Source organism: Streptomyces sp. NBC_01317 (assembly GCF_035961655.1).
Lineage (GTDB): Bacteria > Actinomycetota > Actinomycetes > Streptomycetales > Streptomycetaceae > Streptomyces.
Window position 1 is genome coordinate 6025887 of sequence record NZ_CP108393.1, and the last position, 22716, is coordinate 6048602.

Genomic DNA, 22716 nt, shown 5'->3' on the forward strand with positions numbered 1-22716 from the left:
GTCGTGTCGACAGGACGTACGTCATGCGCGGCGGCCGAAGGCCAGAAGGAAAGCTTTAGAGGGCCGGCGCGTTCTTCGCGCGACAACACACCCGGTCGAAATCGTGATGCTGCCGGGACGGCCAGAACGGCTCCAGGTCGATGCGACCCGTCGCGGTGTGCTGGAAGCTGGCCATGCCCCCATTGAAGCAGATGGCTGCCCGGGGCAGCAGACCCTTTTCACGCGACTACGCGCACGCCGGGCGCGGGACGGGTCGCACGCCACCTTCCGGCGGCGCCGAAGACGCCTCCCGTCGGCCCGGAAGTCCCCTCCCGGATGCCTCCCGGACGCCTCCTGGATGCTCCTCCGCACTCATGCGAAAGGGGCGACCGCCTGCCCGGCGGTCGCCCCTCAGCTGCGTGTGGTTCCGGTCCGGTACGGCCCGGTCAGACCTGTCCGGCCTTCTCCAGCGCCGTGCAGCAGGTGTCCACGATCAGGCGCGTGACCACGTACGGGTCGACGTTCGCGTTCGGACGGCGGTCCTCGATGTACCCCTTGCCGTCCTTCTCGACCTGCCACGGGATGCGGACGGAGGCGCCGCGGTCCGAGACGCCGTAGCTGTACTCGTTCCACGGGGCGGTCTCGTGCAGACCGGTCAGCCGCTCGTCGATGCCCGCGCCGTAGTTCTTGACGTGGTCGAGCGGCTTCGAGCCCTCGCCCAGCGACTCGGCGGCCGTGATGATCGCCTCGTACGTCTCGCGCATGGCCTTCGTCGAGAAGTTGGTGTGCGCGCCCGCGCCGTTCCAGTCGCCCTTCACCGGCTTCGGGTCGAGCGTCGCCGAGACGTTGAAGTCCTCGGCGGTGCGGTAGAGCAGCCAGCGCGCGAGCCACAGCTGGTCCGAGACCTCCAGCGGCGCCAGCGGGCCCACCTGGAACTCCCACTGGCCCGGCATGACCTCGGCGTTGATGCCGGAGATGCCCAGACCCGCCTTGAGGCAGTTGTCCAGGTGCGCCTCGACGATCTCACGGCCGAAGATCTCGTCCGCGCCGACGCCGCAGTAGTAGCCGCCCTGCGCGGCCGGGAAGCCGCCCTCGGGGAAGCCCAGCGGGCGCGCGCCCTTGAAGAAGGTGTACTCCTGCTCGATGCCGAAGATCGGCTCCTGGCCCGCGAACTTCTCCGCGACCTCGGTCAGCTGCGCCCGGGTGTTGGACTCGTGCGGCGTCATGTCGATGTTCAGGACCTCGCACATGACGAGGACGTCGCCCCCGCCGCGGATCGGGTCCGGGCAGGAGAAGACCGGCTTGAGCACACGGTCCGAGGCATGGCCCTCGGCCTGGTTGGTGCTCGATCCGTCGAAGCCCCAGATGGGCAGCTCGGCACCGTCGTCCAGGATCTTCGTCTTCGAGCGGAGCTTCGCGGTCGGCTCGGTTCCGTCGATCCAGATGTACTCAGCCTTGAAGGTCACGGGGCCTCATCCTTTGCGGGTGCAGCAGTTGTGGCCAGAAGCGTCGCAATCTGTCATGTCCCGGTTGTTGCCCGTTCATGAACTGCGTGTTACTCAGGTTTATTTTGTTTCCGCGATCCTCCGAGCGACCACGTGCTCGTTCAGCAGCGGCGCGAACCCGGCGGCGCCCATCCGGCGCACCAGCTCTTCGTACGTGGTGCTCAGCGCCGCCGCCGTCCCGTCCAACCGCCAGTCGTGCGCGGCCAGCACGCTCAGCAGATGACCGCGCCTGATCTGCGCGTCGGACAGCCGGAACGTCTTGAGGTACGCCGTGCGCCCCTTGTGGTCCGTGATCAGCTCACCGATGTGCTGCTCCGCGCCGCCGCGCCGGAACGGCGGCAGGAAGCGGCGCAGTTCGTACGAGCCCATCCGGAAGACCCGCTCGGAGGCGTACGACTCCGTGAGCAACTCCCGCGCCAGGACGTCCCCGTGGGTCTCGCTCCACAGCCGCTCCTGCGCCACCGCGCGGGCCCGGAGACCGGCGAGGGTCGCCACGTACCGGCCGGAGATCCGTGCCTCGAACTCGGCGACGGGCGCGCCGAAGTGGGCGTACTGGTGGACCAGTTCGCCGTACAGGTCCTGGAGCAGGCTCGGGTGCAGCGCGCGGTAGTCGTCCGGATGCGGTACGACGAAGGCCGCGGCGAGGGAGTCGGCCGTGTGGACCAGGACCCCGCACTGGCCGGGGTGGATCTCGAAGACCCGCAGCGCGTCGGCGAGTCCCCGGACGTCGAGCCCCAGGTACGCCTCCTCCTCGCGGGGCGAGAACCCCTGCCGTACCGCCTGCCGTGACCACTCCTCCCAGGCGACGGAGGGACCGCCGAAGTGCAGCGCCAGATAGCCCTCCAGAGCCAGGTGGAGCGGCAGGAAACGGCAGCGGGCCGTGGCGGCGCCGCCGGACAGCCCCTTGCCGGGCCTGCGGCGCTTCACCATGCGGTGGTGGCGGTGGACGGTCACGGTGTCGGGCCGCCCGGCGCCCAACTGGGTCCCGTAGGAGGCGCGTTGCCCTGCCTTCTGTCCGTTGCCCTGTCCCGGTTCCGTCTCCTCCCCGGACCAGTCCGCGACAAAACCGTGCGGGACGTACGACAGGTACTCCGTGCCGTCGTCGAGCGCGACCGCGCCCAGCCCCGCGTAGATCTCCGCGTGCAGCCGCAGTCCGGGCACCGGTTCCGCGCGCACCAGCGGCACGAGCCGGATGCCGCCCCACACCTGCGCGGGGCGCGTGGTCAGCCCCGTCAGGTCGAGCCGGGTCATCGCCGTCCGTCCCGCGCGGACCCGTCCGGTACGCCCACGGGCTCACCCGGGAAGTAACAGAACGAGTCGTCCTCCACGAAGAGCGCCACCCGCCGGTCCAGGTACTCCCGCAACTCCGCGATGCCCGTACGCCCCTCCGCGAACTGCGCGATCTCCACCAGGGCCGGCAGATCCTCCGCGTCCCTGATCCCCGCCGTCGGCACGCTCGGTGCGAGCCGGCGTACGTCAAAACCATCCGTGTCGTATACGGGGTTGAGATGAACCACGCTCGTCCGCCCCTCCCGGTCGAGCCGCGTCCGCCACACCCGCAGCACCTCGCCCGCGAGCCCGGGAGGCGCGTTGTCCCATCCGTCCGAGACGATCACCAGCCGCTCGGGGGCGTGCTCCAGGGCGTCGAGAATCCGCGTCCCGAGCGGGGTCGGCCCCCAGGGCCGTACCAGCAGCGGATCCGCCGTGCCCGACGTCCACCACGCCGTGTACGCGCCCGGCGCCGCCAGGGACCCCAGCAGGAAGTGGCAGGCCAGGGCGGTACCCAGCGGGCGGCGGCGCTTCTCGCCCGAACCGGACGACGAATAGCTGTCGTCCAGTACGGCGGCGACCCGCCCCCACGTCCCCCGGTACGGCCCCGCCGTGCGGCGCGCCGCCGCCCGCAGCGCCTTCGTCAGCTCCGCCCGCCGCCGTACCCGCTCGTCCAGGGGCAGCGACAGGACGTACAGCGCCAGGCGGGTCACCGGCATGACGGTCAGATCCGTCCGCTGCTCCGTCCGCTCCGTCCGCACCCCCGTGGACTCCTGGGTCCGCAGCCGCTCCAGCCGCGTCATCCGGGGCGCGATCCGCTCCACGAGCGCCTCACGGCCCACGCCGTGCCGACCCGCGAACCCCTCGGCGACCGTGAACGGCAGCTCGTACAGCGCTCCCTGTTCGTAGTGGGCACGGCGGTGCGCGTCGAGCAGCGGATGCCGGTACTTCGTGCGCCGGCCGGGAGCGAAGAGGAAATCACCGATTTCGGCGGGTACCCCCTCCTTGCTCGCCCCGAGCGGAAGATGGGCGTGCCGCGCGGCCGTCTTCAGACCCCGCCGGTACTTCACCGCGTCGTGCCCCAGATCCGGCCGCGCGGCCAGCCAGTCGCGCAGGATCGCGCGCGTACGGCGGTTGTTCACCCGGGCCGCCCGCAGCGCGCGGAACAGCCGGTAGACCCGCTGCGGCGGCAGCACCGCCAGCCGCCGGGCGATCAGCCGCCCCTCCACCCGCTTCTCCTCCGCGCTCGCCTCACCGGCGCCGCGCAGCAGCGTCTCGATGATCCGCGCCGCGTTGTGGTCGTTGATGTCGAGCGCGAGTGTGGCGGCATACAGGGGCCGGTAGTTGACGCACACGTACGCGTGCAGGAAGTCCAGCGACAGCCGCTGCGCGTGCGCGTCGGAGCGGAACTCCCGCTGTCCCGTCGCTGTCACGGCCGCGTTCACGAACAGCAGCACGTCCTCGGCCGCGATCAGATCCGCGAAGGTCTCGGCCACGGTGTCCCCCCCCGGTACGTGCCGTCGGATGCCGGCCGGGGCATGGGGGCGCGAACAGCGAAATGTTTGCTCAAGAGGCAAGTCCCGGAAGTCGCACCGGAGGCCCGCGGCCGGCCCGTGCAACGTAACACCGACCCCCACCACCCCGGCCACGGAATTTCCGCCCTGGCCGCGCCCCCGTCGCACGCCCGGTGCACACTGAGCGCCATGAGCAAGCCACCACGTATCGGACTCCTCGGCGCGGGCCCCTGGGCGGAGCGCACGCACGCCCCGGCCCTGGCCGCCCACTCCGGCCTCGAATTCAGCGGTGTCTGGGGGCGGCGCCCCGAGGCGGCCGTGGCCCTCGCCGCCGCCCACGACACCACCGCGCACTCCGGCGAGGCCGGGATCGACGCGCTCTTCGCGGAGAGCGACGCCATCGCCTTCGCCCTGCCGCCGGACGTCCAGGCACCGCTCGCGGTACGGGCCGCGGCCGCCGGCTGTCACCTGATCATGGACAAGCCGGTCGCGACAACCGTCGAAGGGGCCCGCGCGGTGGCGGACGCCGCCGCGGCCGCGAACGTCGCGTCGGTGGTCTTCTGCACGCTGCGCTTCTCGCCCGTGACGTCGGCCTGGATCGACGAACAGGTCGCGACCGGCGGCTGGTTCACGGCCCACGCGCACTGGCTCGGCTCGCTGTACGGGCCGAGCGCGGTGAGCAGCCCGTTCGCGGACTCGCCGTGGCGCCGGGAGAAGGGCGGGCTGTGGGACGTCGGCCCCCACGCGCTGTCCGTACTGATCCCGCTGCTCGGTGACGTCACCGAGGTGACGGCGGTACGGGGCGAGCCCGACCTCACCCACCTCGTCCTGCGGCACACGTCCGGCGCGACGAGCACCGCCGCGCTGAGCCTGAGCGCGCCGTCGAAGGGGTCGGGCACGGGGTTCGTCGTGAACGGGGAGCACGGCATCGCGTCGCTGCCGGAGGAGTGGGGCGACCCGATCGGTTCCTTCGAGGCGGCGGTCGACGCGCTGCTGGCGTCGGTCCGCACGGGGCTGCCGCACGCGTGTGACGTGCGGTTCGGACTGCGGCTGACCGAGATCCTGGCGGAGGCCGAGAAGCAGGTGGCGGCGGCGGGGAAGTAGCCGCGAGGGGTACGGGTACGGGGGCTGGCGCCCGTACCCGTACCGCCGCAGGTCTTGCGTCCCCCCTCAGCCGACGCGCTCGATCCGGGCCTTGCGGATCAGGAACTTGCCCGGCTCGCGGACCTGCTCGAACGCGGCGTTGTTCAGCAGGACACAGCTCGCCGACGTCGAAGTGACCTTCACCGTGGTCGACTTGGAGTTGTCGAGGTTGGTCACGCGCAGCGTCGTACCGACCGGGAACTGACCGCTGGAGGCGCCCGGGGCGCCTTCCTCGTTGAAGAGGGTGACGGTCGAGCCGGGGCAGACGACCTGCCCCGCGCCGTTGTCGGCCCCGCCCGTGGCGGGCTGCTGCTGCGCGGGCGGGGTCGTGACCGGGGCCGTCGTGGCGGGCGGAGTCTTCACGACCGGGGGCTTCACGACCGGAGGCTTCTGGGCCGCACCACCGGCGACCACGCCCTTGCTGCCCTCACCGACCCGGCAACCGGACGCCTTCTGCTGCACCTTGATCTGCTCGATGACCGCCACCCGGTTGGCGATCCGCGCCTCGGACTGGGCGTCGGGAGCCGACCGCTGCCCGGCGATGAACGCCTCGTTGTTGCCGAGGGCCGTCGCGAACCCGTCACAGGCGACGGACGCCTGGCTCGTACCGGTCATCACCACCGCCGTACCGCCGACCAGGGCTGCCGCCCCGACGAGCAGGGAGATCTTCTTCTTACGGCTGAGCGTCTTCTTGCGGGACACGTGTGGGGGCTCCTGTTCCCGGCCGCGCGCGGCGGGCCGGCTGGGGTTCCGTGTGCCCTGGGATACGGGTGGGGCGTTCGTTCCGCTCAATCGCGGGGGCGTCAACTTCCGGCACCGCCGTTCCAGCCTCTTCCGCCCCTCTTGCCGCCGGGCTGCTTTCTTGCCGTCAAACAGCCTCTGGCCAGGCCCGATTGTCAGTGGGGGGCGGTAGAATTGAGGGAGTTCGTGAGGGTTCCACCACCGTGCCGGGAGGTCGCCGATGGCCGTTGCCACAGTCACGACAATTACCACAAAAACGATCCGGATCCAGCCGACGCCAGAGCGCAAGCCACTGCCCGCGGGACAGCCGCGTGAGTGGTACGAGACCCACAACCGCCGACTGAAGGCCATGCGCCTCGCCATCGCCCTGCTGGACTCGGGCGTGTACCACCCGGAGAACGCCGGCAACCGCAGGATAAGGAGCACGGCGGCCAGGATCGGCATCCACCCGCCGTCCGACACGACGTGCCGCATGGTGCGCGCGCTGATCGGGTAGGGGCGCGGGCCGGGGCGCCGGGCGTACGGGATTGTTTCCGGCGTCCGGCGTCCGGCACCGTCAGGTGCCCGCTTTGCCGCTTACCCCCTCTCCATTACCCGCCGCTCCACCGAGCCGCCGTTCCCAGCGCACCTCCCCGTCGTGCCACACGTCGGTCGGCGTCAGACCGCACGCGCGGGCCACCGCGGCCGAGGCGCCGTGCTCCGGGTGGATGTGCGCGACGACCGTGCCGACGCCGCGCGCCTCCAGCCACCGTACGAGCCCTCGCGCGGCCTCGGAGGCGAGTCCGTGGCCCTGCCAGGGGGTTCCTACCACCCAGGCGATCTCGGCGACGGCGCCCTGGCCAGGGGCGCTGCCGGGGTCGGCCGACGTGACCGTGGCCTGTACGGTCCCGGCCAGCGCGCCCCCGCCGTCCCGGGACCCCTCGGCGCCCCTGGCGCCTTCCGCCCCCTCGGCGCGGAGACTCAGCACCCAGTTGCACCACGACACCTCCGGATCCGGGGATCCCCCGACCATCCGCGTGTAGCGCACGCGCAGTTCCGCCTCCGTCTCCGGAGCCCCGCCGATGAAGCCGTGCAGAGCGGGATCGGAGAGCACCACGGCCATCTCCCGCGCGTGCCCGACCCTCAGGGGGACGAGCGTGAGCCGTTCCGTTTCGATCGGCTCGGGCCCCGGTGTGGTGGTCATCGGGCAGCGATCCACGGCCCGGTCGCAACGGTGTGCAACCGTCCCCGCCGCAGCGCGAGTTGGGGCAGCGCGACACCAAAAATCCCCGTGACCGCGTCGAGCGCCTCGTACTCGTCGTCCACGTCGAGAGCAACCGGCGCCGGCCCCTCGTCCTCGTAGGACTCCTCCGACTCCTCCGACTCCACGGAGTCCTCCGGCACCTCCGCGCCCGGGAACAGCTCCTCCGGATCGAGGGCCTCGGGAACGTCCCCCCACTCCTCGATCTCGTCCCCGCGCACGGTGAATCCGTACCCGCGCTCTCCGTCCTCCGCGCAGGAGAAGTAGAAGACGCCGGGCCGTCCCGCCGAGGTGTCGCCCCGCTCGACCCATATGGTGACCGCCTCGGTGCCGCGTGAGGCCCGCTCGCCCGGATCGTTCAACTGCCCCGACCCGAACGGCTCCAGGACCGTCCCATAGGCGAAACTCCACCCCTCCCCGGCCGACCCCACCCGGACCACCGGCCGGCCGTCGGGGCCGAACGACCGCCGCCGGATGTCCCCTTCGTCGCTCGGCGGGAGAAGCGGCCCCTCTCCGACCCGCGCGGCCACCTCCTCCGGCGACACGTCCCGGACGAGGACAAAGCGGTAGTCGCCGGGCTGCTCCACGTGATCGGCGAGCCAGGTGAGCCCGATCTCCCGGGACACAAGCCCGGCCGCGTCCCACGCCCCACCCTCGTGTCTTCCGCCCCGCCCACCCCCGCGTGGCGTCTCCAGCAGGTACCGCCCCCGCTCCGGAGTGATCACCGGACCGAGTATCGGATCGGCGAGGAGCCCGACCGGGGCGACGTGTTCGTTGCCGTACGCCTCCCACGTGCCCACAGCCGTCGCGAGCGTGCGCCAGGCCGCGTCGGTGTCGCCCCAACGGGCCTGTTCCCGCGCGGTGTCGACCGCCGTGCGGAAGGGCCCGACCGGCTCGTACGGCAGCAGTCGGCCCCCCGTGTCACCGGGCCGGCCGTTCAGCAGGGCCGTCAGCTCGTCGCGGAACCCACCTGCCCGCGGCCGGCCGTGCTCCGCCGCGTCCTCGAACACATCGAGCTGTTCGTCGATGTCCTCACCCGCCAGACACGCCACCCGCGCCTCCTCCACGGACGCGTCGAGTTCGCGCGTGGTCGCGTTGACGAACTCCGGGCCCGCGTTGCTCCGGTGGAAGTCCCGGAAGAGCGCCTGCATGAGGTCGAGGAATGACTCGTAACGGACCGGCAGTTCCCCCGACCACGCACGGTGGAGGTACGCGGCCCACTCACCGTCCGCGTTCACGTCACCCGGGTCGAGCAGGAGGTCGGTGGCGTCCGACGCGACGGACAGCTGGAGCGCGCGCCCCCGCATCCCGGCCCGTACCACCTCGTCGTCGGACGACTCCTCGTCCAGCGCGCTCTCGTACAGCTCCTGGAGCTCGGCGCCCTTGTGCCAGTGGACTCCGTCCACCGTCCCGAGCAACTCGACGGCCGTCCCGGCCGGCCGCCACCCGTCCGTGACCGCGAGGAAGGACCGGTAGGACGGCGGCAACTCCGCATCCAGCCGCTCCTCCAGGGCCGCGATCCGCTCCGCACCGGCCGGCGCGAACCCGAGCCACCGGTCCCGCACGATCTCCTCGGCCGCGTCCTCGCGCCCCTCCGCGCCGGGCGAGTCGATCCAGTCCGCACTCCACCGGTCCAGGAACGGCCGCCAGTTGTAGATCTTCATGCGGTCATGGTGCCAGCGCCCACGGACAAGGGACACATCCCGGCGGCCGATGCCAGACTTTCCCCCCAGCACAGAGAGAGGTACGCGAGGATGACAGACGTGAGACACACCACAGGCACCACAGGCGCGAACGACAATGATCTCCAGAGCCGGTTCGCGGCGGTGACCACCGCCCATCTGGCGGACGCGTGCATCCGCGCCCGTATCCCCGTGCGCTGCGCCCCCACCGCCCTGCGCGCCCTGGAACCCGGCAGCCGCCTGGCCGGCCGGGTCGTCCCCGCCCGTCACACCGGCAGCGTGGACGTCTTCCTGGAGGCCTTCGAAGGGGCCGACCCCGGCGACGTACTGGTCGTGGACAACGCCGGACGGCAAGACGAGGCCTGCGTGGGCGACCTGATGGCCCTGGAGGCCCGTATCGCGGGACTGGCCGGGATCGTGATCTGGGGCCTGCACCGCGACACGGCCGACCTGCGCGCGATCGGACTCCCGGTCTTCAGCCTGGGGACGCTCCCCACCGGCCCCCAACGCCTCGACCCCCGCCCCCAGGACGCCCTGACCTCCGCCGCGGTGGGGGAGTGGACCGTGGGCCGCGACGACCTGGTCGTCGCCGACGACGACGGCGCCCTCTTCCTCCCCGCCGCCGGGATCGAGGACCTCCTCAACCTGGCCGAGACGATCCGCGACACAGAACACCGGCAGGCGGAACGGATCCGCGCGGGGGCCTCCCTCCGCTCCCAGGTCCGATTCGACACGTACCTGGCCGAGCGGCGCCGTAACCCCGACCTGACCTTCCGCGACCACCTTCGCGCGGTGGGCGGGGCGATCGAGGAGTAGGCGTACGCCGGGGGCGTGACGCGGTGGTGGGGGAGGCACCGACAGGGGAGGATGGAACGACGCGTCACCCATCGACAAACGCCGTCGAGCAAGGAGCGGACCCATGACCACCGTCGCTGTCACCGGAGCCACCGGAAAGACCGGCAAGGTCGTCGTAGCGGATCTCCTGGATCACGGCTTCGACGTCCTGGCCGTGGACATCGCGACCGACGGCGGCGAGCGGGGCAGGACGGCCGGTACGGACGTACCGCTCCTGCTCGCCGACCTGACCGACTACGGGCAGGCCGTCGACGCCCTCAGCGAGGTCGACGCGGTGGTCCATCTGGCCAACATCCCGGCGCCCGGCCTGTTCCCCGCCGCCCACACGCTCCACACCAACCTGGCGATGAACAACAACGTCTTCCTCGCCGCCGCGCACAACAAGCTCTCCCGCGTCGTATGGGCGTCCAGCGAGACCACCCTCGGCCTGCCCTTCGACGTCCCGCCCCGGTACGCGCCGGTGGACGAGGACCACTACCCGTACCCCACCTCGACCTACGCCCTCTCCAAGGTGGCGAGCGAGACGACCGCCCAGCACGTCGCCGACTGGTCGGGCATCCCCTTCGTGGCGCTGCGGCTGTCCAACGTCCATGTCGAGGACGACTACCGGCTGGTGCCCGGCTACTGGTCGGACCCGCACCTGCGGAAGTGGAACCTCTGGGGCTACATCGACGCCCGCGACGCCGCCGCGGCCTGCCGCCTCGGGCTCACCGCGCCCGTGACCGGCGCGCCCAGCTTTGTCATCGCGGCGGCGGACACCGTCATGGACCGGCCGTCGGCCGAGCTGCTGGCCGAGGTGTTCCCGGGGGTGAAGCTGACGCGTGAGATCGGTACGTACGAGACGCTGTTGGCCATCGACCGCGCCCGCGAGGCGCTCGGCTTCGAACCGCGGCACTCCTGGCGGAACACGATCACCTCCTGACACCCCTCCCCCCCCGGGCCGTCACCCCCCGGGCCGTCACCCCGCCCACGCCTCACCCCGCCCACGCCTCACCCCGCCCACGCCTCACCCCGCCCACGCCTCACCCCGCCCACGCCTCACCCCGCCCACGCCTCAGCCCGCCCACGCCTCCCGTTCCGTGGTGACGGCCCGCCCGGTTCGTACGGACTCCTGGATCGCGAGGCTGAGCAGATGGTCCTGGCACCCCTCGGCGAGGGGGTACGGCTCCGGCCCCTCGCCGCGCACCCACGCGCCCGTACGGCACAGCAGGTCGACGACGGCGAGGTCGTCCTCGGAGAGCTGCGCCCCGACGTACTCGTTGCGGTAGACCACCCGGCCGTCGAAGGAGATGTGGTGCAGCTCCCGCCCCTCCAGATTGAGATCGGTGCCGGTCAGGCGGCGGACCAGGGGCGATTCCACGGGTGTACGGGGGTCGGCCATCCGGACCACCTGGTCGTCGACGATCTCGCCCAGCGAGCCGCGTACGACCATGCGCCGGCCGCGCAGCGGGTTCCACCACTGGTTGTCGGTGAAGTCGTACAGCCCCATCCGCCCGCCGCCGAAGTCGAGGAAGGCCAGGCACGTCTCGGCGTCCCGGGGCGTCAGATCGTCCGTCCAGCCGTCGCGGGACAGCGGATCGGCGAGCGGGGCGGTGAACGCCCGGGCCGTCACGGTGGCGGGCTCGAAACCGGCCCCGAGCAGGTGCCGGATCAAGGACACCGCGTGGTAGAGGTGCGTGGACGACAGCTGTACGGAGGTCACGTCACCGATGACTCCGTCCCGTACCAGCCGCAGCCGCGCCGCGTGCCCCGGCATCAGCGGATACTGCTCCGCGACCTGCACCAGCACACTGCCGCCGGTCGCCCGCCACAGGTCCCGCAGGCCTTCGGCGTCCGGGGCGGGGGGTGTCTCGGCGAGGACGGGGACGCCGAGGGCGACCAGTTCCTTGGTCACGCGCGGGGTGGCGTCCCACGGCACGGACGGGATGACAAACTCCGGCTGTACGTCCCCCGCTCCCGCTGCTCCCCCCACCCCGGCCGTCAACGAGTCAACGCTCCGATGGACGGGCACGCCCCACGCGGCCTCCACCTCCGCGGCCCGCTCGGCGGACCGGCTGACCACCCCGACAACAGTGAGCCGATCGGGCAGCGCGCGGGCGAGCCGTACGAAGAACTCCGACCGCCACCCGGTCCCGACCAGCCCGAACCGCACCGGCGCCCCACTCGCACTCACGTCATTCGCTCCTCGTACCTGGACCGGTTTTGTTTCGCTGCTGAACGATAAGCGCACCCGCCGCCCGCCCGTGGAGGTACCCGATCGACCCCGACTCGGGCCACGCCGCTGCCGGGCCCGTACACGAGGAAGCGTACGGTCGGTCCGCGCCGGCAAAACGGTGACAACACACTGGCACCACACCGAACAATTCCGATGAGTTTCCCAGCGATCACCGGTCAATCAATCACTGAGAGTCGGCGAACCGTCCCGACCAACCAACCAACCAGCCAAGCAACCAGTCACAACAGGAGAGCAAGATGCGCACCCTGATCAGCACCGCCTTCGTCTCACTCGACGGCGTCGTGGAGGCCCCGGGCGGCGAGCCCGGCTACCGGAACTCGGGTTGGACCTTCAAGGACGTGGAGTTCCTCCCCGAGGCGTTCGAGATCAAGGGCCGCGAACAGGAGGAAGCCGCCGCGATGCTCCTGGGCCGGACCAGCTACGAGTCGTTCAGCGCGGTCTGGCCGGACATGGAGGAGTTCGCCACGTACAAGGTCATGCCGAAGTACGTCGTCTCCACCACTCTCACCGACAACGACCTGGTCACGAACTGGGGCGACACCACGATCCTGCGCTCACTCGACGACGTCGCCGCACTGAAGGAGACCGAAGGCGGCCCGATCATCATCCACGGCAGCGCCACCCTCAACCAGAACCTCTCCGACGCCGGCCTGATCGACCGCTACCACCTCCTGGTCTTCCCCCTCCTCCTCGGCGCGGGCAAGCGCCTGTTCAGCACCACGGACAAAGACACCCAAAAGCTCCACCTCACCGAACACGAGACCTACCCCAACGGCCTCCAGAAGAACGTCTTCGACGTCATCCACTGACAACACCCACAGACAAGGCCCTCCACAGACAACGCCGTCCACTCACAACGATGGATCAGCCCTCGTCCCGTACGCCGCTCAATGACCAGGTGACCGTGACGGTCAGCCGGGCGATTCCGGCCGACACGTCGGCGTTCCGCGCCTGGGTGGAGTCGTGGCTGCTCGACGCCCTCGGCGTCCTGACGGGGCCGCGCCTGGACCCGTTCGCCAACGGGCTCGACCTCAAGGGCCGGGCGTCGGTGCTGCGGCGTCCGGGGGTGCCGTACGGCGAACCGGGTGAGCTCTGGGGCACGCTGTGGGTGTCTCCCGCCTACAAGCCGGGAAAGTCCACGAAGCTCTCCCGCCAGGTGTGGACGCCGCAGAACTGGGACGCGTTCCTCGGACGGCTGGACGAAGTACCGGCGAAGGCATGGGTGTCGCTGGGGCGGCTCGCCTCCAACGGGTTTCCCGGCTCCGAGCACTGGGCGGCGTCCGTCGTCCGGGACGTCGATGCACCGGACTTCGGGACCCTCACGGTCCGGGCCTCCAGCAGGGAGTTCACCGATCCCGCGACGAGCCGGGACGTCCAGCGGCGCTGGCTCGACTTCCTCGACCGGCGGCTCCGCGCGGATCCGGAGATCCTGTTCGGTTCGCTGGCCGACGACGGGGAGGACGCCGACCGCACCGAACTGGAGGTCGCCCTGGGGCTGTTCCCCGACGACACCCTCCCGGGCCTCGACTCCGTCCTGCGCGGCTACTCCTGGGTCACGGTCTGCTCCGCCGGCGTGACGCGCCGACTGGGCGGCGCCGAGTCCCTCGCCGAATCACCCGCGTTCGCCCGTGTTGTCCCCCTGAGCGGCGGCGGGGTGCTGCTCCAGGCGACCGACGACATCAGGGAGTACGGCCCGGACCGCGTCGCGGCCGTCTTCGACCGGCTGCGCCCCGCACTCCCACCCGGCACGCCGAGCCCCGCCTACATGGACCGCGTTCCCAGGATCGTCTTCGAGGCGCCCTGACCCGCGTTCCGGCGCCCGTACGACAGGACTCCGCCGCTCTCCGTGAAGAGCGACGAGAGCCTGACCAACCCTGACGGGCCATCGGGCTTCGCGAGATCCGTGCCTGCGGTGCGCCGCGACGGCCGGGCCTAAATATTGACGAGCAGGTGGAGAACGGTTCTGAACTGCATGTTTCCAAGGATCGATCGATTGCCGGTACACAACGGGTGCACGCGGGGTTGCTCCCTAGCTCGTCGGTGGCAGCCTTGCTGCTCGTCCTGCGGCTCCGTTTTTCCGACCGTGTGCAACAAGGCAGCAAGGATCCGACAGACTTCAGCTCGTTGCCATTGGTCACAGCCGTCAGGAAGCCGTTCCAGGCAGCGAAGCACCGATTCCCGGATGCTCCGTGCCCGTACGGGCCCTTCCGCCGTCGGTGGCGACGACATCGACGGCGTACGGCAGATCACGGCGGCATTCGGCGCCGCAGATGAACGTCGTGGCGGTTGCCACGGCTTGACCACTATCACGGCCTACCTCGCCAATACGGCGGCTCCGGTGCTCTGCGGCCGTTTCGGCACCGAAGCCTTACGCCGGTCCGCCTCCGGCGCCGTCGCCGAACTCGCCTATCTCGCGGGGTAGAAACATCACGACCTCGGACAGGAAGGCGCCGCTCAGCGTTACTACCAGGTCGGCTACCTGCCCGCCCGCGAAGCTGACCTCAGGGCTCATGCCGCCTGGATGATGCGCGCCCTCGCGCACTAGTCACTCAGCTCCAAACAGCCACACCGCTGCGTCGCCCTTGTCGAAGGCGCCCTCACTCGCGGCCTGGGCCATGTGGACGGCCGGATCGAAGCGCTTCTCCGCATCACTCACGCTGTCGCCGACACTGTGGCCAGCCACACCCCGTACACGGACCGACCTTGCCGATCACGTCGGCACCGAGCAGCAGCACCATGACGCTCTGCCCCGGGACTCGGAGAAGTACAAGCGCGTTCACGCCCTCAACCAAGCCGACCTCGGCGACAGCCTCGCGGCCGAGGCGCGTGCGGACGAGGCGGTCGCCGCCTGGACCCATGCACTGGTCCTCTTGGAGGGCATGACCTCGGACCGAACCCGCGAAGCGATTACCTCCATCTGCTCCGCGCTGCTTGGGTCGAAGCTGATGTCATCCCGAAAGAGTCCGTGGACACCACAGCGCTGCCCTTCGGCAGTACTTGACTAACGGTGCATGTGTTCCCTTGGAAGGCTGGGGGTGAGCAGAGTCCGATCCATGTTCAGCTTTTCGGCGCGCCGGAGTTTCATACTGGGAGCGCGCTCACGCTTTCAAGAGATTCGGGGATTACTCCAGCTCTGCAATATGGTGAGCCTGGGGGCTGAGATGAGGGTGTCTGGCCAGAAGGTCTTTCGCTAGGGTAAGATCTTCCTGCGCTTGGCGATTCAAACCTACGCGTCGATAATTTATGATCCGCGTCTTGAGTGCCATGAGCAGGGTTTCGCTCGGAACATCTCGCGCGGCTTCCGTAGTGATGATCTCCGTGAATTTATCGATGGCTTCAGTGGTTTCCCCGGCACGGCTAAGTGCAACACCAAGCTGGTGAAGTAATACGAGATCTGTCGGGGAATATTCCACGGCTCGCCGCAAAGCGTTGACACGACCAAATTTGTCTCGCTGGGCGTCACATACTCTTCCCTTTGTGCTGTACGCGAGTCCGCCGGTGAACCGGCTGGCGCGCGCGCAGGCGACATCTGCAAACTTTATGGCTTCCCCAATCCTGTTGCGCGCGAGTTCGTAGCTTGCGCTCATCGCAAATACGTAAGCACTGGTCGGTGCGACATCGCGCGCCTGTTTAAAGAGTGCGCCAGCGGCGTCCATGTTTCCAGAGAACGTTTCAGACTCGCCGCGCCTGCAGAGGATCACTCCCCGCTTCTCGCTATCTGCTTCAATTCCGTACCTCTCGAACACTCCGACGAACCTTTCCACCTCCCATGATTTCAGCTCCATTTGCTGCGTGTACTGCTGAACTCGGCGACGGGCGCCGGTCTCTAAATCGCTAAAACGAGCTAACTGGTTCGCTGCGAAAGAGAGGGTGATGGGTAGGCTGCTGTAGGTTGCCTGTCCGTCAGCCGGATGCACCTGCCGGCTCACTAGAGTCGCCTCTTCCAGTTCGTGTAGAGCTGAATCAAGACGTTCGCGCGGAATTTCTGTAGCGAGTGCGAGGAGGTTATCCCCGGGCGGCGCTTCGAAGATGGACATGACGCTCAATGTGCGTTTTGCGTCCACGGATAGAACGTCCCAGATATTGCGGAAGCTGAATTCGAGTACCGGTGAATCTTCATTTTGCACTGCGTCGAGTGCTTGATTGAGGTCGCCATGCAATTTGTATCGACCCAGAGTCCACTGGATTGCCAATGGGAGACCTCCGCAGGCTTTATTTATTTCGTTAATTCGCCGTTCTGTTAGTGGTAGGTCGATCCGGAGTTCTCCAGACTTGACCGCAACGAAGTCGCGAGTCTCCTCGTGGTTCAGTTCGGGGACGGTGACAGGGTGCTCCCATCCGCCAGTCTTGCGGCGGCTCGTTATGATGACCTTGGCTTGTGAGGATGGAGGTAGGTTCTGAATGAAGGAGATGATTCTCCCGTCGTCGACGGTCTCTAGATTGTCTAGGACGATAAGTGTGGGCCAAACTGAAAGCCATTCCAGAACGAGTTTCTTTTTGTCGTCAAGAATAGCAGGAGGTTCCTCGCCGAACAGCAATAGGACCTGATCGAGAAGGCCTTCGAGGGAGTATAATGTTCGGATCTGCGAGCGTGAAATACCCCCAAATGTGAGTGCGGTCTCCTTTGCTGTGAGCTGCAGGATCGCTTCAAACTCTCTCTGGGCGTAGAAGTGGTAGGCGGCCCAAGTGACGAGAGCTGATTTTCCGACACCTCCAGGTCCGTGGACGTTGATGATCCAAATTCGGGGATCTTTGGTAACTGCTGAGATCAACTGGTCTCGCAATTGGTCCCGTCCAACGAAGTACTGGAAATCCTTCTCTAGGAGGCGATAGGTTCCTGTATCCACGGCGAATGGAGTCTTCGATTGTTCCCGTTCAAGGCTATCTTGATCCGCTCTTTCTTCTAGGTCGTCAAGAAGTTCCTCGAGCTCCTCTCTGTTGTCCAGTCGAACGGTTGAATCACCGCGGCGAAAATATATTTCGCCGCGACGGAGACCATATGATTCTTTTGGTTGGAAGTCATTTTTTACGAGGGAAGGAGTGCGCCGCTTCCTTCTTTTGGCAGCTGCTCTCACTAAAATTACAGCAAACCATCGCGGTTCTCCTGCGTAGCGTAGTTTATGCTGGATTATGTCTACTGATATTTCCAGCCCTGTCGCTCGACGAACTTTATCGCGGAGGAGTTTCGCATCATATGGCAGTTCGGAACTGAGGCCCACCGGTACCCAGGTTTTATCCTGGACGCCGATAACAAGGTAGCCACCCCCCGTATTTCTCATGGCGACCGCATCTTTAGCAAAAGCGGCTGCGTCGTAGTCGCTCTCAAGTCGGAGGAGCTGTTTGAAATCCAGCCACTCGCATTCGCCGCGACAATCAATGAGATATTTGATCGCGTCGAGGCTCAGGTCCCCGTCTCGCACCATTCGTTCGATTGTCGCGAGGTTCACTCCTGGGCACTCACTTTCTGGTCGGACGTCAGTAGGTTCAGCATCGTATCGGCTCTCCTTGCACGAGGGGGCCTTTTTGGGAACCCTTCTGAAAACGGCGTTTTCCTTCGAGCGGCGCAGTTCGTCAGGTGTAGCTGGATGGTTCGGGGGTGTGACGTGGAGGGGCTCATCGCCGCACGTCTGCCTTAGGCCGTCTGTTGCGATGGCCGTTCAGCAGGAAAGTGGGTGACGGCTCGGAATGTATGGCCCGGTGTCGCGACTGAGGGCCGCCACCCGAAGTGGGTGGCGGCCCTCAGTATTTGACACTAGTCAGAGAGTCGACCGAGCGGTGCTTACGCGGTGCGCAGGAGCCGGAAAACCGATAGAAGCAACGAGAACTGCCGAACAGTGTTTTCGCAGCTCGCAGCCGGTTTCCAAGACTCCCTTCCAGGTCGTCTAGCTGGCTTTCCTAGATGTCGAAGTACAGCTCGAACTCGTGCGGGTGCGGGCGCAGCTGGATCGGGGCGATTTCCTTCGTGCGCTTGTAGTCGATCCAGGTTTCGATCAGGTCCGCCGTGAAGACTCCGCCCGCCTGGAGATACTCGTTGTCCGCCTCTAGGGCTTCCAGGACCGCCGGGAGCGAGGTGGGGACCTGGGCTACGCCCGCGTGCTCCTCCGGGGCCAGTTCGTAGAGGTCCTTGTCGATCGGCTCCGCCGGCTCGATCTTGTTCTTGACGCCGTCGAGGCCCGCGAGGAGCAGGGCCGAGAACGCCAGGTACGGGTTCGAGGACGGGTCCGGGGCGCGGAACTCGACGCGCTTGGCCTTCGGGTTCGAGCCCGTGATCGGGATGCGCATCGCGGCGGAGCGGTTGCGCTGCGAGTAGACCAGGTTGACCGGGGCCTCGAAGCCGGGGACCAGGCGGTGGTACGAGTTCACCGTCGGGTTCGTGAAGGCCAGCAGCGACGGGGCGTGCTTGAGGATGCCGCCGATGTAGTAGCGGGCGGTGTCCGACAGGCCCGCGTAGCCCTGCTCGTCGTAGAACAGCGGCGTGCCGCCCTGCCACAGGGACTGGTGGACGTGCATGCCGGAGCCGTTGTCACCGAAGATCGGCTTGGGCATGAAGGTCGCGGTCTTGCCGTTGCGCCACGCGACGTTCTTCACGATGTACTTGAAGAGCATCAGGTCGTCGGCCGCCGCGAGCAGCGTGTTGAACTTGTAGTTGATCTCCGCCTGGCCGGCGGTGCCCACCTCGTGGTGCTGGCGCTCGACCTGGAGGCCGGAAGCCTCCAGCTCCAGGGAGATCTCGGCGCGCAGGTCGGCGAAGTGGTCGACCGGCGGGGCCGGGAAGTAACCACCCTTGTAGCGGACCTTGTAGCCGCGGTTGTCCTCCAGGGCGCCGGTGTTCCACGCGGCTGCCTCGGAGTCGATGTGGTAGAAGCTCTCGTTCGACGTGGTGTTGAAGCGCACGCTGTCGAAGACGTAGAACTCGGCCTCGGGGCCGAAGTACGCGGTGTCCGCGATGCCGGTCGACGCGAGGTAGGCCTCGGCCTTCTTGGCGATGTTGCGCGGGTCGCGGCTGTACTGCTCGCCCGTGATCGGGTCGTGGATGAAGAAGTTGATGTTCACCGTCTTGTCACGGCGGAACGGGTCGACCCGGGCCGTGGACAGGTCCGCGCGCAGCGCCATGTCCGACTCGTGGATGGCCTGGAAGCCGCGGATCGACGAACCGTCGAAGGCGAGCTCCTCGGCGGGGTCGAACGCCTTTGCCGGGATCGTGAAGTGCTGCATCACGCCAGGCAGGTCGCAGAAGCGGACGTCGACAAACTTGACGTCGTTGTCCGCGATGTACTTCTTTGCCTCGTCGGCGTTCTGGAACATCCAGCTCCTCCTCCTCCCGACCCGAGGAGGGGCGGGGGTTTGTCGCTCGGTGGTGCGGCCAGTGCGGTGGCACACGCTGGACCCGACCTTAGGTTTCCGGGATTTCTCAAGCGTGACCCATTTGTTTCGTAGAAGTTAACCAGCCCCGGTGCGCACGACGCCGCCGGGATGCTCCCCGACCCCCGTCAAGAGGGGGTAAATCCCCGCCCAGTACCGTGGACGGGTGGACAACAGGCAAGTAATCGGATCCTGGCTCTCCGGACCCCGCGCCGCCGCCGAGAACATGGGCGTCGACTTCGGCTACCGGGGCGAGCGGCTCGGTCTCCCGGAGCACGGCCCGGGGTCCGTCGCCCCGCTCGGCCGCCGCTTCGGCGCCCTCTTCCTCGACTGGGCGCTGTGCATGCTGATCGCATACGGGCTGCTCGCGGCGGGTGACTGGCAGAAGACCGGCAACTGGGCGCTCGGCGTCCTCTTCGTCCTCAGTCTTCTCACCGTCGGTACGGTCGGCTTCACCCCCGGAAAGCGCCTCTTCGGGCTCCGCGTCGTCGCCGAGCACGGCGGCCGGCTCTCGCTCGTCCGCGTCCTCGTGCGCACCGTACTGCTCTGCCTCGCCGTCCCCGCCCTCATCTGGGACCGGGACGGCCGCGGCTTCCACGACCGCCTCTCCGGCGCCGTACAGGTCAGGACCTGAGCGGACGAAACAACAGAGGAGGGCGGCGCGGGAGCCTTCCCGCGCCGCCCTCCTCCGTCAGCGATACGTCAGCGGTACGCGACCGCTCAGCGCATCTTCCCGCCGCGCGGCATCCGCATGCCCTTCGGCATCGGACCCTTCGGCAGCGGCATGTTGCTCATCAGATCTCCCAGCGCCCGCAGCCGGTCGTTGGTCGACGTCACCTGCGGTCCCGCCAGCACGCGCGGCAGCTTGAGCAGGGTCGTCCGTACCTTCTTCAGCGGCACCTGGCCCTCGCCGTCACCGACGATGATGTCGTGCACCGGCACGTCCACCACGATCCGCGCCATCCGCTTCTTCTCGGCGGCCAGCAGGCTCTTGAGCCGGTTCGGGTTGCCCTCGGCCACCAGGACGATGCCGGCCTTGCCGACCGCCCGGTGCACCACGTCCTGGCTGCGGTTCATCGCGACCGCCGGGGTCGTCGTCCAGCCGCGCCCGACGTTCTCCAGCACCGCGGCCGCCGCCCCGGGCTGGCCCTCCATCTGACCGAAGGCCGCCCGCTCGGCACGGCGGCCGAAAACGATCGCCATCGCGAGGAACGCCAGGATGAAGCCCAGGATCCCCAGGTAGATGGGGTGGTTGATCAAGAACCCGACCGCGAGGAAGACACCGAAGGTGACGATTCCCACACCCGCGACGACAAGACCGACCTTCGAGTCGGCCTTCCGGGTCATCTTGTAGGTAAGAGCGATCTGTTTCAGTCGCCCGGTGTTCGCAGCAGAGTCTGCGTTTTCCTTCGCCGCCATGTACGGGAGTTTACGTGGCCCGGGAAGCGCGGTCCGACGCGGCCTCGGAAGTACGGCCCGACACCGCCTCCAGCACATGCTGTGCCTCGACCCGGTCCCTGGCCCTGCGGCGGTCCTCCTGGACGGCTGTCCAGGCGTTACGGCGGGCCGTGCGCTGCCCGCCGCTGAGGAGGAGGGACTCCACCACGCGCAGCGCGGTCCCCACCGACGGGAGCGCGACGGCGGGCAGGGAGGTGGTGGGGCGGATCACTGTCGTCCTGGCGTCCGCACCGGACTCGGCGACGGGCCGGACGGAGCGGACGGGCCGTATGTGCGCGACCTGCATGGTGGCATTCCCCCTGGAGCGGCCTGGAGTGGCCTGGAACGGCATGGAGCGTGTCCGTGACGCGTGGCTTCAGCGTCACGGACTGGTGTTACCAGGGCGTGACCGACCGGTCAAACGCCCATGAAGCCTGGGTACGAGGCCGGTGTACGCCCCCGCCGGCGCCCGGGAACGCGGACGCGGCCCGTAGGCCGCCCCCGACCTGCGGGGAGGGTACGGACCGCGTTCCGCCGGGGTTCCACCGGCGCGCTACTCAGAGGTAATCGCTTGTGCTGGGATTCACACCGAGCGCGCGGGCGCACTCACACGGCGCCGGTACGACTCACACGGCGCCCGTAGGACTCAAGCGACGCCCCGTACGACCTCACACGGCGGCCTGGCTGCCCACCACCGCGCCCCGCCGGTCCATCGCCTGCTGGTACAGCCGCCCCGCGCGGTACGACGAACGCACCAGCGGCCCCGACATGACACCGGAGAAACCGATCGCCTCGGCCTCGTCCTTCAGCTCCACGAACTCGTGCGGCTTCACCCAGCGCTCGACCGGGTGGTGCCGTACCGAAGGACGCAGGTACTGCGTGATCGTGATCAGCTCACACCCCGCCCCGTGCAGGTCCCGCAGCGCCTCGCTGACCTCCGCGCGCTCCTCGCCCATGCCCAGGATCAGGTTGGACTTGGTCACCAGACCGGCCTCGCGGGCCCGCGTGATCACGTCGAGGGAGCGCTCGTACCGGAAACCGGGGCGGATCCGCTTGAAGATCCGCGGCACCGTCTCGACGTTGTGCGCGAGCACCTCGGGGCGGGACGAGAAGACCTCGGCCAGCTGCGCGGGCTCCGCGTTGAAGTCGGGGATGAGCAGCTCGACCTTCGTACCGCCGGCCTCGCGCCCCGCCGTCATCCCGTGGATCTGGCGGACGGTCTCCGCGTACAGCCACGCGCCACCGTCCTCCAGGTCGTCGCGGGCGACGCCGGTGATCGTGGCGTAGTTCAGGTCCATCGTGACGACGGACTCACCCACGCGGCGCGGCTCGTCACGGTCCAGCGCCTGCGGCTTGCCCGTGTCGATCTGGCAGAAGTCACAACGCCGCGTGCACTGGTCACCGCCGATGAGGAAGGTCGCCTCGCGGTCCTCCCAGCACTCGTAGATGTTGGGACAGCCCGCTTCCTGGCAGACGGTGTGCAGGCCCTCGGACTTCACGAGGCTCTGCATTTTGGTGTACTCGGGACCCATTTTCGCCCGGGTCTTGATCCACTCGGGCTTGCGCTCGATGGGAGTCTGGCTGTTCCGGACCTCCAGACGCAGCATCTTGCGTCCGTCGGGTGCGACAGCGGACACGTCCGGCACCTCTCTCTGCTGGCGCGGCATTCGATTCTTCGGCGAACACCAGGTTACGCCCGTTGTTTGCGCGGCATTACGTCTGGCCAACCCGGCGCCGCGAGGGCGCATTCCCC

Annotated in this window: 19 protein-coding genes and 1 pseudogene; 8 read left to right on the plus strand and 12 right to left on the minus strand. The window is 68.4% G+C overall.

The genetic code is table 11. The features are described from left to right. Positions 1–425 precede the first annotated feature (425 nt). From glnII to OG349_RS26195, 3 genes are all read right to left on the minus strand, one after another. Positions 426–1445 carry a glutamine synthetase gene (gene glnII / locus OG349_RS26185; protein WP_327236922.1) on the minus strand — a complete coding sequence of 340 codons (1020 nt, stop codon included), beginning with the start codon at positions 1443–1445 and terminating at the stop codon, positions 426–428. Between the two features lie 99 nt (positions 1446–1544). Next, entirely contained in the window at positions 1545–2735 is a 1191-nt protein-coding gene (locus OG349_RS26190; protein WP_327236923.1) for an ARPP-2 domain-containing protein, read from the minus strand. Next, on the minus strand, positions 2732–4249 hold the full coding sequence (locus OG349_RS26195; RefSeq protein ID WP_327236924.1) for a hypothetical protein: 1518 nt from the start codon (positions 4247–4249) through the stop codon (positions 2732–2734). The genes OG349_RS26190 and OG349_RS26195 overlap by 4 nt, the downstream gene beginning before the upstream one ends. A gap of 207 nt (positions 4250–4456) precedes the next feature. Between OG349_RS26195 and OG349_RS26200 the strand changes: the two genes are divergently transcribed. After that, positions 4457–5371 (plus strand): Gfo/Idh/MocA family protein, encoded by a 915-nt coding sequence (locus tag OG349_RS26200; RefSeq protein ID WP_327236925.1) that lies wholly within the window; start codon positions 4457–4459, stop codon positions 5369–5371. A 66-nt stretch (positions 5372–5437) separates the two neighbouring features. Here the strand turns inward: OG349_RS26200 and OG349_RS26205 are convergent, their stop codons facing one another. Continuing rightward, a complete protein-coding gene (locus OG349_RS26205; protein WP_327236926.1) occupies positions 5438–6112 on the minus strand; it encodes a hypothetical protein in 675 nt (224 codons plus the stop codon). 259 nt (positions 6113–6371) lie between these two features. On the opposite strand from OG349_RS26205, the gene OG349_RS26210 reads away from it, so the two are divergent. Further along, a complete protein-coding gene (locus tag OG349_RS26210; protein ID WP_327236927.1) occupies positions 6372–6647 on the plus strand; it encodes a hypothetical protein in 276 nt (91 codons plus the stop codon). A 60-nt stretch (positions 6648–6707) separates the two neighbouring features. Here OG349_RS26210 and OG349_RS26215 read toward each other — a convergent pair whose 3' ends face one another. Continuing rightward, positions 6708–7334: a GNAT family N-acetyltransferase gene (locus OG349_RS26215; protein ID WP_327236928.1), complete on the minus strand. Its 627-nt coding sequence runs from the start codon at positions 7332–7334 to the stop codon at positions 6708–6710. Beyond that, a complete protein-coding gene (locus OG349_RS26220; RefSeq protein ID WP_327236929.1) occupies positions 7331–9055 on the minus strand; it encodes an SMI1/KNR4 family protein in 1725 nt (574 codons plus the stop codon). The genes OG349_RS26215 and OG349_RS26220 overlap by 4 nt, the downstream gene beginning before the upstream one ends. Before the next feature lie 99 nt (positions 9056–9154). Here OG349_RS26220 and OG349_RS26225 point away from each other — a divergent pair, with 99 nt between their 5' ends. Both OG349_RS26225 and OG349_RS26230 read left to right on the plus strand, forming a co-directional pair. Then, positions 9155–9889, plus strand: a complete 735-nt coding sequence (locus tag OG349_RS26225) for an RraA family protein (protein WP_327236930.1) — start codon at positions 9155–9157, stop codon at positions 9887–9889. Positions 9890–9992: 103 nt separating this feature from the next. Further along, positions 9993–10850, plus strand: coding sequence for an NAD-dependent epimerase/dehydratase family protein (locus OG349_RS26230; RefSeq protein WP_327236931.1), 858 nt, complete (start codon positions 9993–9995; stop codon positions 10848–10850). Between the two features lie 132 nt (positions 10851–10982). On the opposite strand, the gene OG349_RS26235 is transcribed toward OG349_RS26230, so the two are convergent. After that, positions 10983–12101, minus strand: a complete 1119-nt coding sequence (locus OG349_RS26235) for a Gfo/Idh/MocA family protein (RefSeq protein ID WP_327236932.1) — start codon at positions 12099–12101, stop codon at positions 10983–10985. Positions 12102–12400: 299 nt separating this feature from the next. On the opposite strand from OG349_RS26235, the gene OG349_RS26240 reads away from it, so the two are divergent. The 3 genes and pseudogenes from OG349_RS26240 to OG349_RS26250 form a co-directional block, all read left to right on the plus strand. Further along, positions 12401–12973 (plus strand): dihydrofolate reductase family protein, encoded by a 573-nt coding sequence (locus OG349_RS26240; protein ID WP_327236933.1) that lies wholly within the window; start codon positions 12401–12403, stop codon positions 12971–12973. A gap of 50 nt (positions 12974–13023) precedes the next feature. Then, on the plus strand, positions 13024–13968 hold the full coding sequence (locus OG349_RS26245; RefSeq protein ID WP_327236934.1) for a hypothetical protein: 945 nt from the start codon (positions 13024–13026) through the stop codon (positions 13966–13968). A gap of 372 nt (positions 13969–14340) precedes the next feature. Next, a pseudogene (locus OG349_RS26250) lies at positions 14341–15094 on the plus strand (hypothetical protein); the annotation flags it as partial. Positions 15095–15286: 192 nt separating this feature from the next. Here the strand turns inward: OG349_RS26250 and OG349_RS26255 are convergent. Both OG349_RS26255 and glnA read right to left on the minus strand, forming a co-directional pair. Beyond that, a complete protein-coding gene (locus tag OG349_RS26255; RefSeq protein ID WP_327236935.1) occupies positions 15287–17611 on the minus strand; it encodes an RNA-binding domain-containing protein in 2325 nt (774 codons plus the stop codon). 448 nt (positions 17612–18059) lie between these two features. Continuing rightward, positions 18060–19469 carry a type I glutamate--ammonia ligase gene (gene glnA, locus OG349_RS26260; protein WP_327236936.1) on the minus strand — a complete coding sequence of 470 codons (1410 nt, stop codon included), beginning with the start codon at positions 19467–19469 and terminating at the stop codon, positions 18060–18062. Positions 19470–19692: 223 nt separating this feature from the next. On the opposite strand from glnA, the gene OG349_RS26265 reads away from it, so the two are divergent. Next, positions 19693–20160, plus strand: a complete 468-nt coding sequence (locus tag OG349_RS26265; RefSeq protein ID WP_327236937.1) for an RDD family protein — start codon at positions 19693–19695, stop codon at positions 20158–20160. Positions 20161–20246: 86 nt separating this feature from the next. On the opposite strand, the gene OG349_RS26270 is transcribed toward OG349_RS26265, so the two are convergent. The 3 genes from OG349_RS26270 to lipA form a co-directional block, all read right to left on the minus strand. After that, positions 20247–20945: a DUF4191 domain-containing protein gene (locus OG349_RS26270; protein WP_327236938.1), complete on the minus strand. Its 699-nt coding sequence runs from the start codon at positions 20943–20945 to the stop codon at positions 20247–20249. Positions 20946–20955: 10 nt separating this feature from the next. Next, the gene (locus OG349_RS26275; protein WP_442806422.1) at positions 20956–21174 is read right to left on the minus strand and encodes an SCO2195 family GlnR-regulated protein; all 219 of its coding nucleotides are present in this window, start codon (positions 21172–21174) and stop codon (positions 20956–20958) included. Between the two features lie 457 nt (positions 21175–21631). Next, positions 21632–22600 (minus strand): lipoyl synthase, encoded by a 969-nt coding sequence (lipA, locus tag OG349_RS26280; protein WP_327236939.1) that lies wholly within the window; start codon positions 22598–22600, stop codon positions 21632–21634. Positions 22601–22716: the final 116 nt, after the last annotated feature.

Bases quoted from the DNA above. Each gene is read 5' to 3' on its own strand.
- OG349_RS26200 (WP_327236925.1), top strand. From the start codon at position 4,457: ATGAGCAAGCCACCACGTATCGGACTCCTCGGCGCGGGCCCCTGGGCG.
- OG349_RS26230 (WP_327236931.1), top strand. From the start codon at position 9,993: ATGACCACCGTCGCTGTCACCGGAGCCACCGGAAAGACCGGCAAGGTC.
- OG349_RS26245 (WP_327236934.1), top strand. From the start codon at position 13,024: ATGGATCAGCCCTCGTCCCGTACGCCGCTCAATGACCAGGTGACCGTG.
- OG349_RS26215 (WP_327236928.1), bottom strand. From the start codon at position 7,334: ATGACCACCACACCGGGGCCCGAGCCGATCGAAACGGAACGGCTCACG.
- OG349_RS26190 (WP_327236923.1), bottom strand. From the start codon at position 2,735: ATGACCCGGCTCGACCTGACGGGGCTGACCACGCGCCCCGCGCAGGTG.
- OG349_RS26240 (WP_327236933.1), top strand. From the start codon at position 12,401: ATGCGCACCCTGATCAGCACCGCCTTCGTCTCACTCGACGGCGTCGTG.
- OG349_RS26270 (WP_327236938.1), bottom strand. From the start codon at position 20,945: ATGGCGGCGAAGGAAAACGCAGACTCTGCTGCGAACACCGGGCGACTG.
- OG349_RS26220 (WP_327236929.1), bottom strand. From the start codon at position 9,055: ATGAAGATCTACAACTGGCGGCCGTTCCTGGACCGGTGGAGTGCGGAC.
- OG349_RS26210 (WP_327236927.1), top strand. From the start codon at position 6,372: ATGGCCGTTGCCACAGTCACGACAATTACCACAAAAACGATCCGGATC.
- glnA (WP_327236936.1), bottom strand. From the start codon at position 19,469: ATGTTCCAGAACGCCGACGAGGCAAAGAAGTACATCGCGGACAACGAC.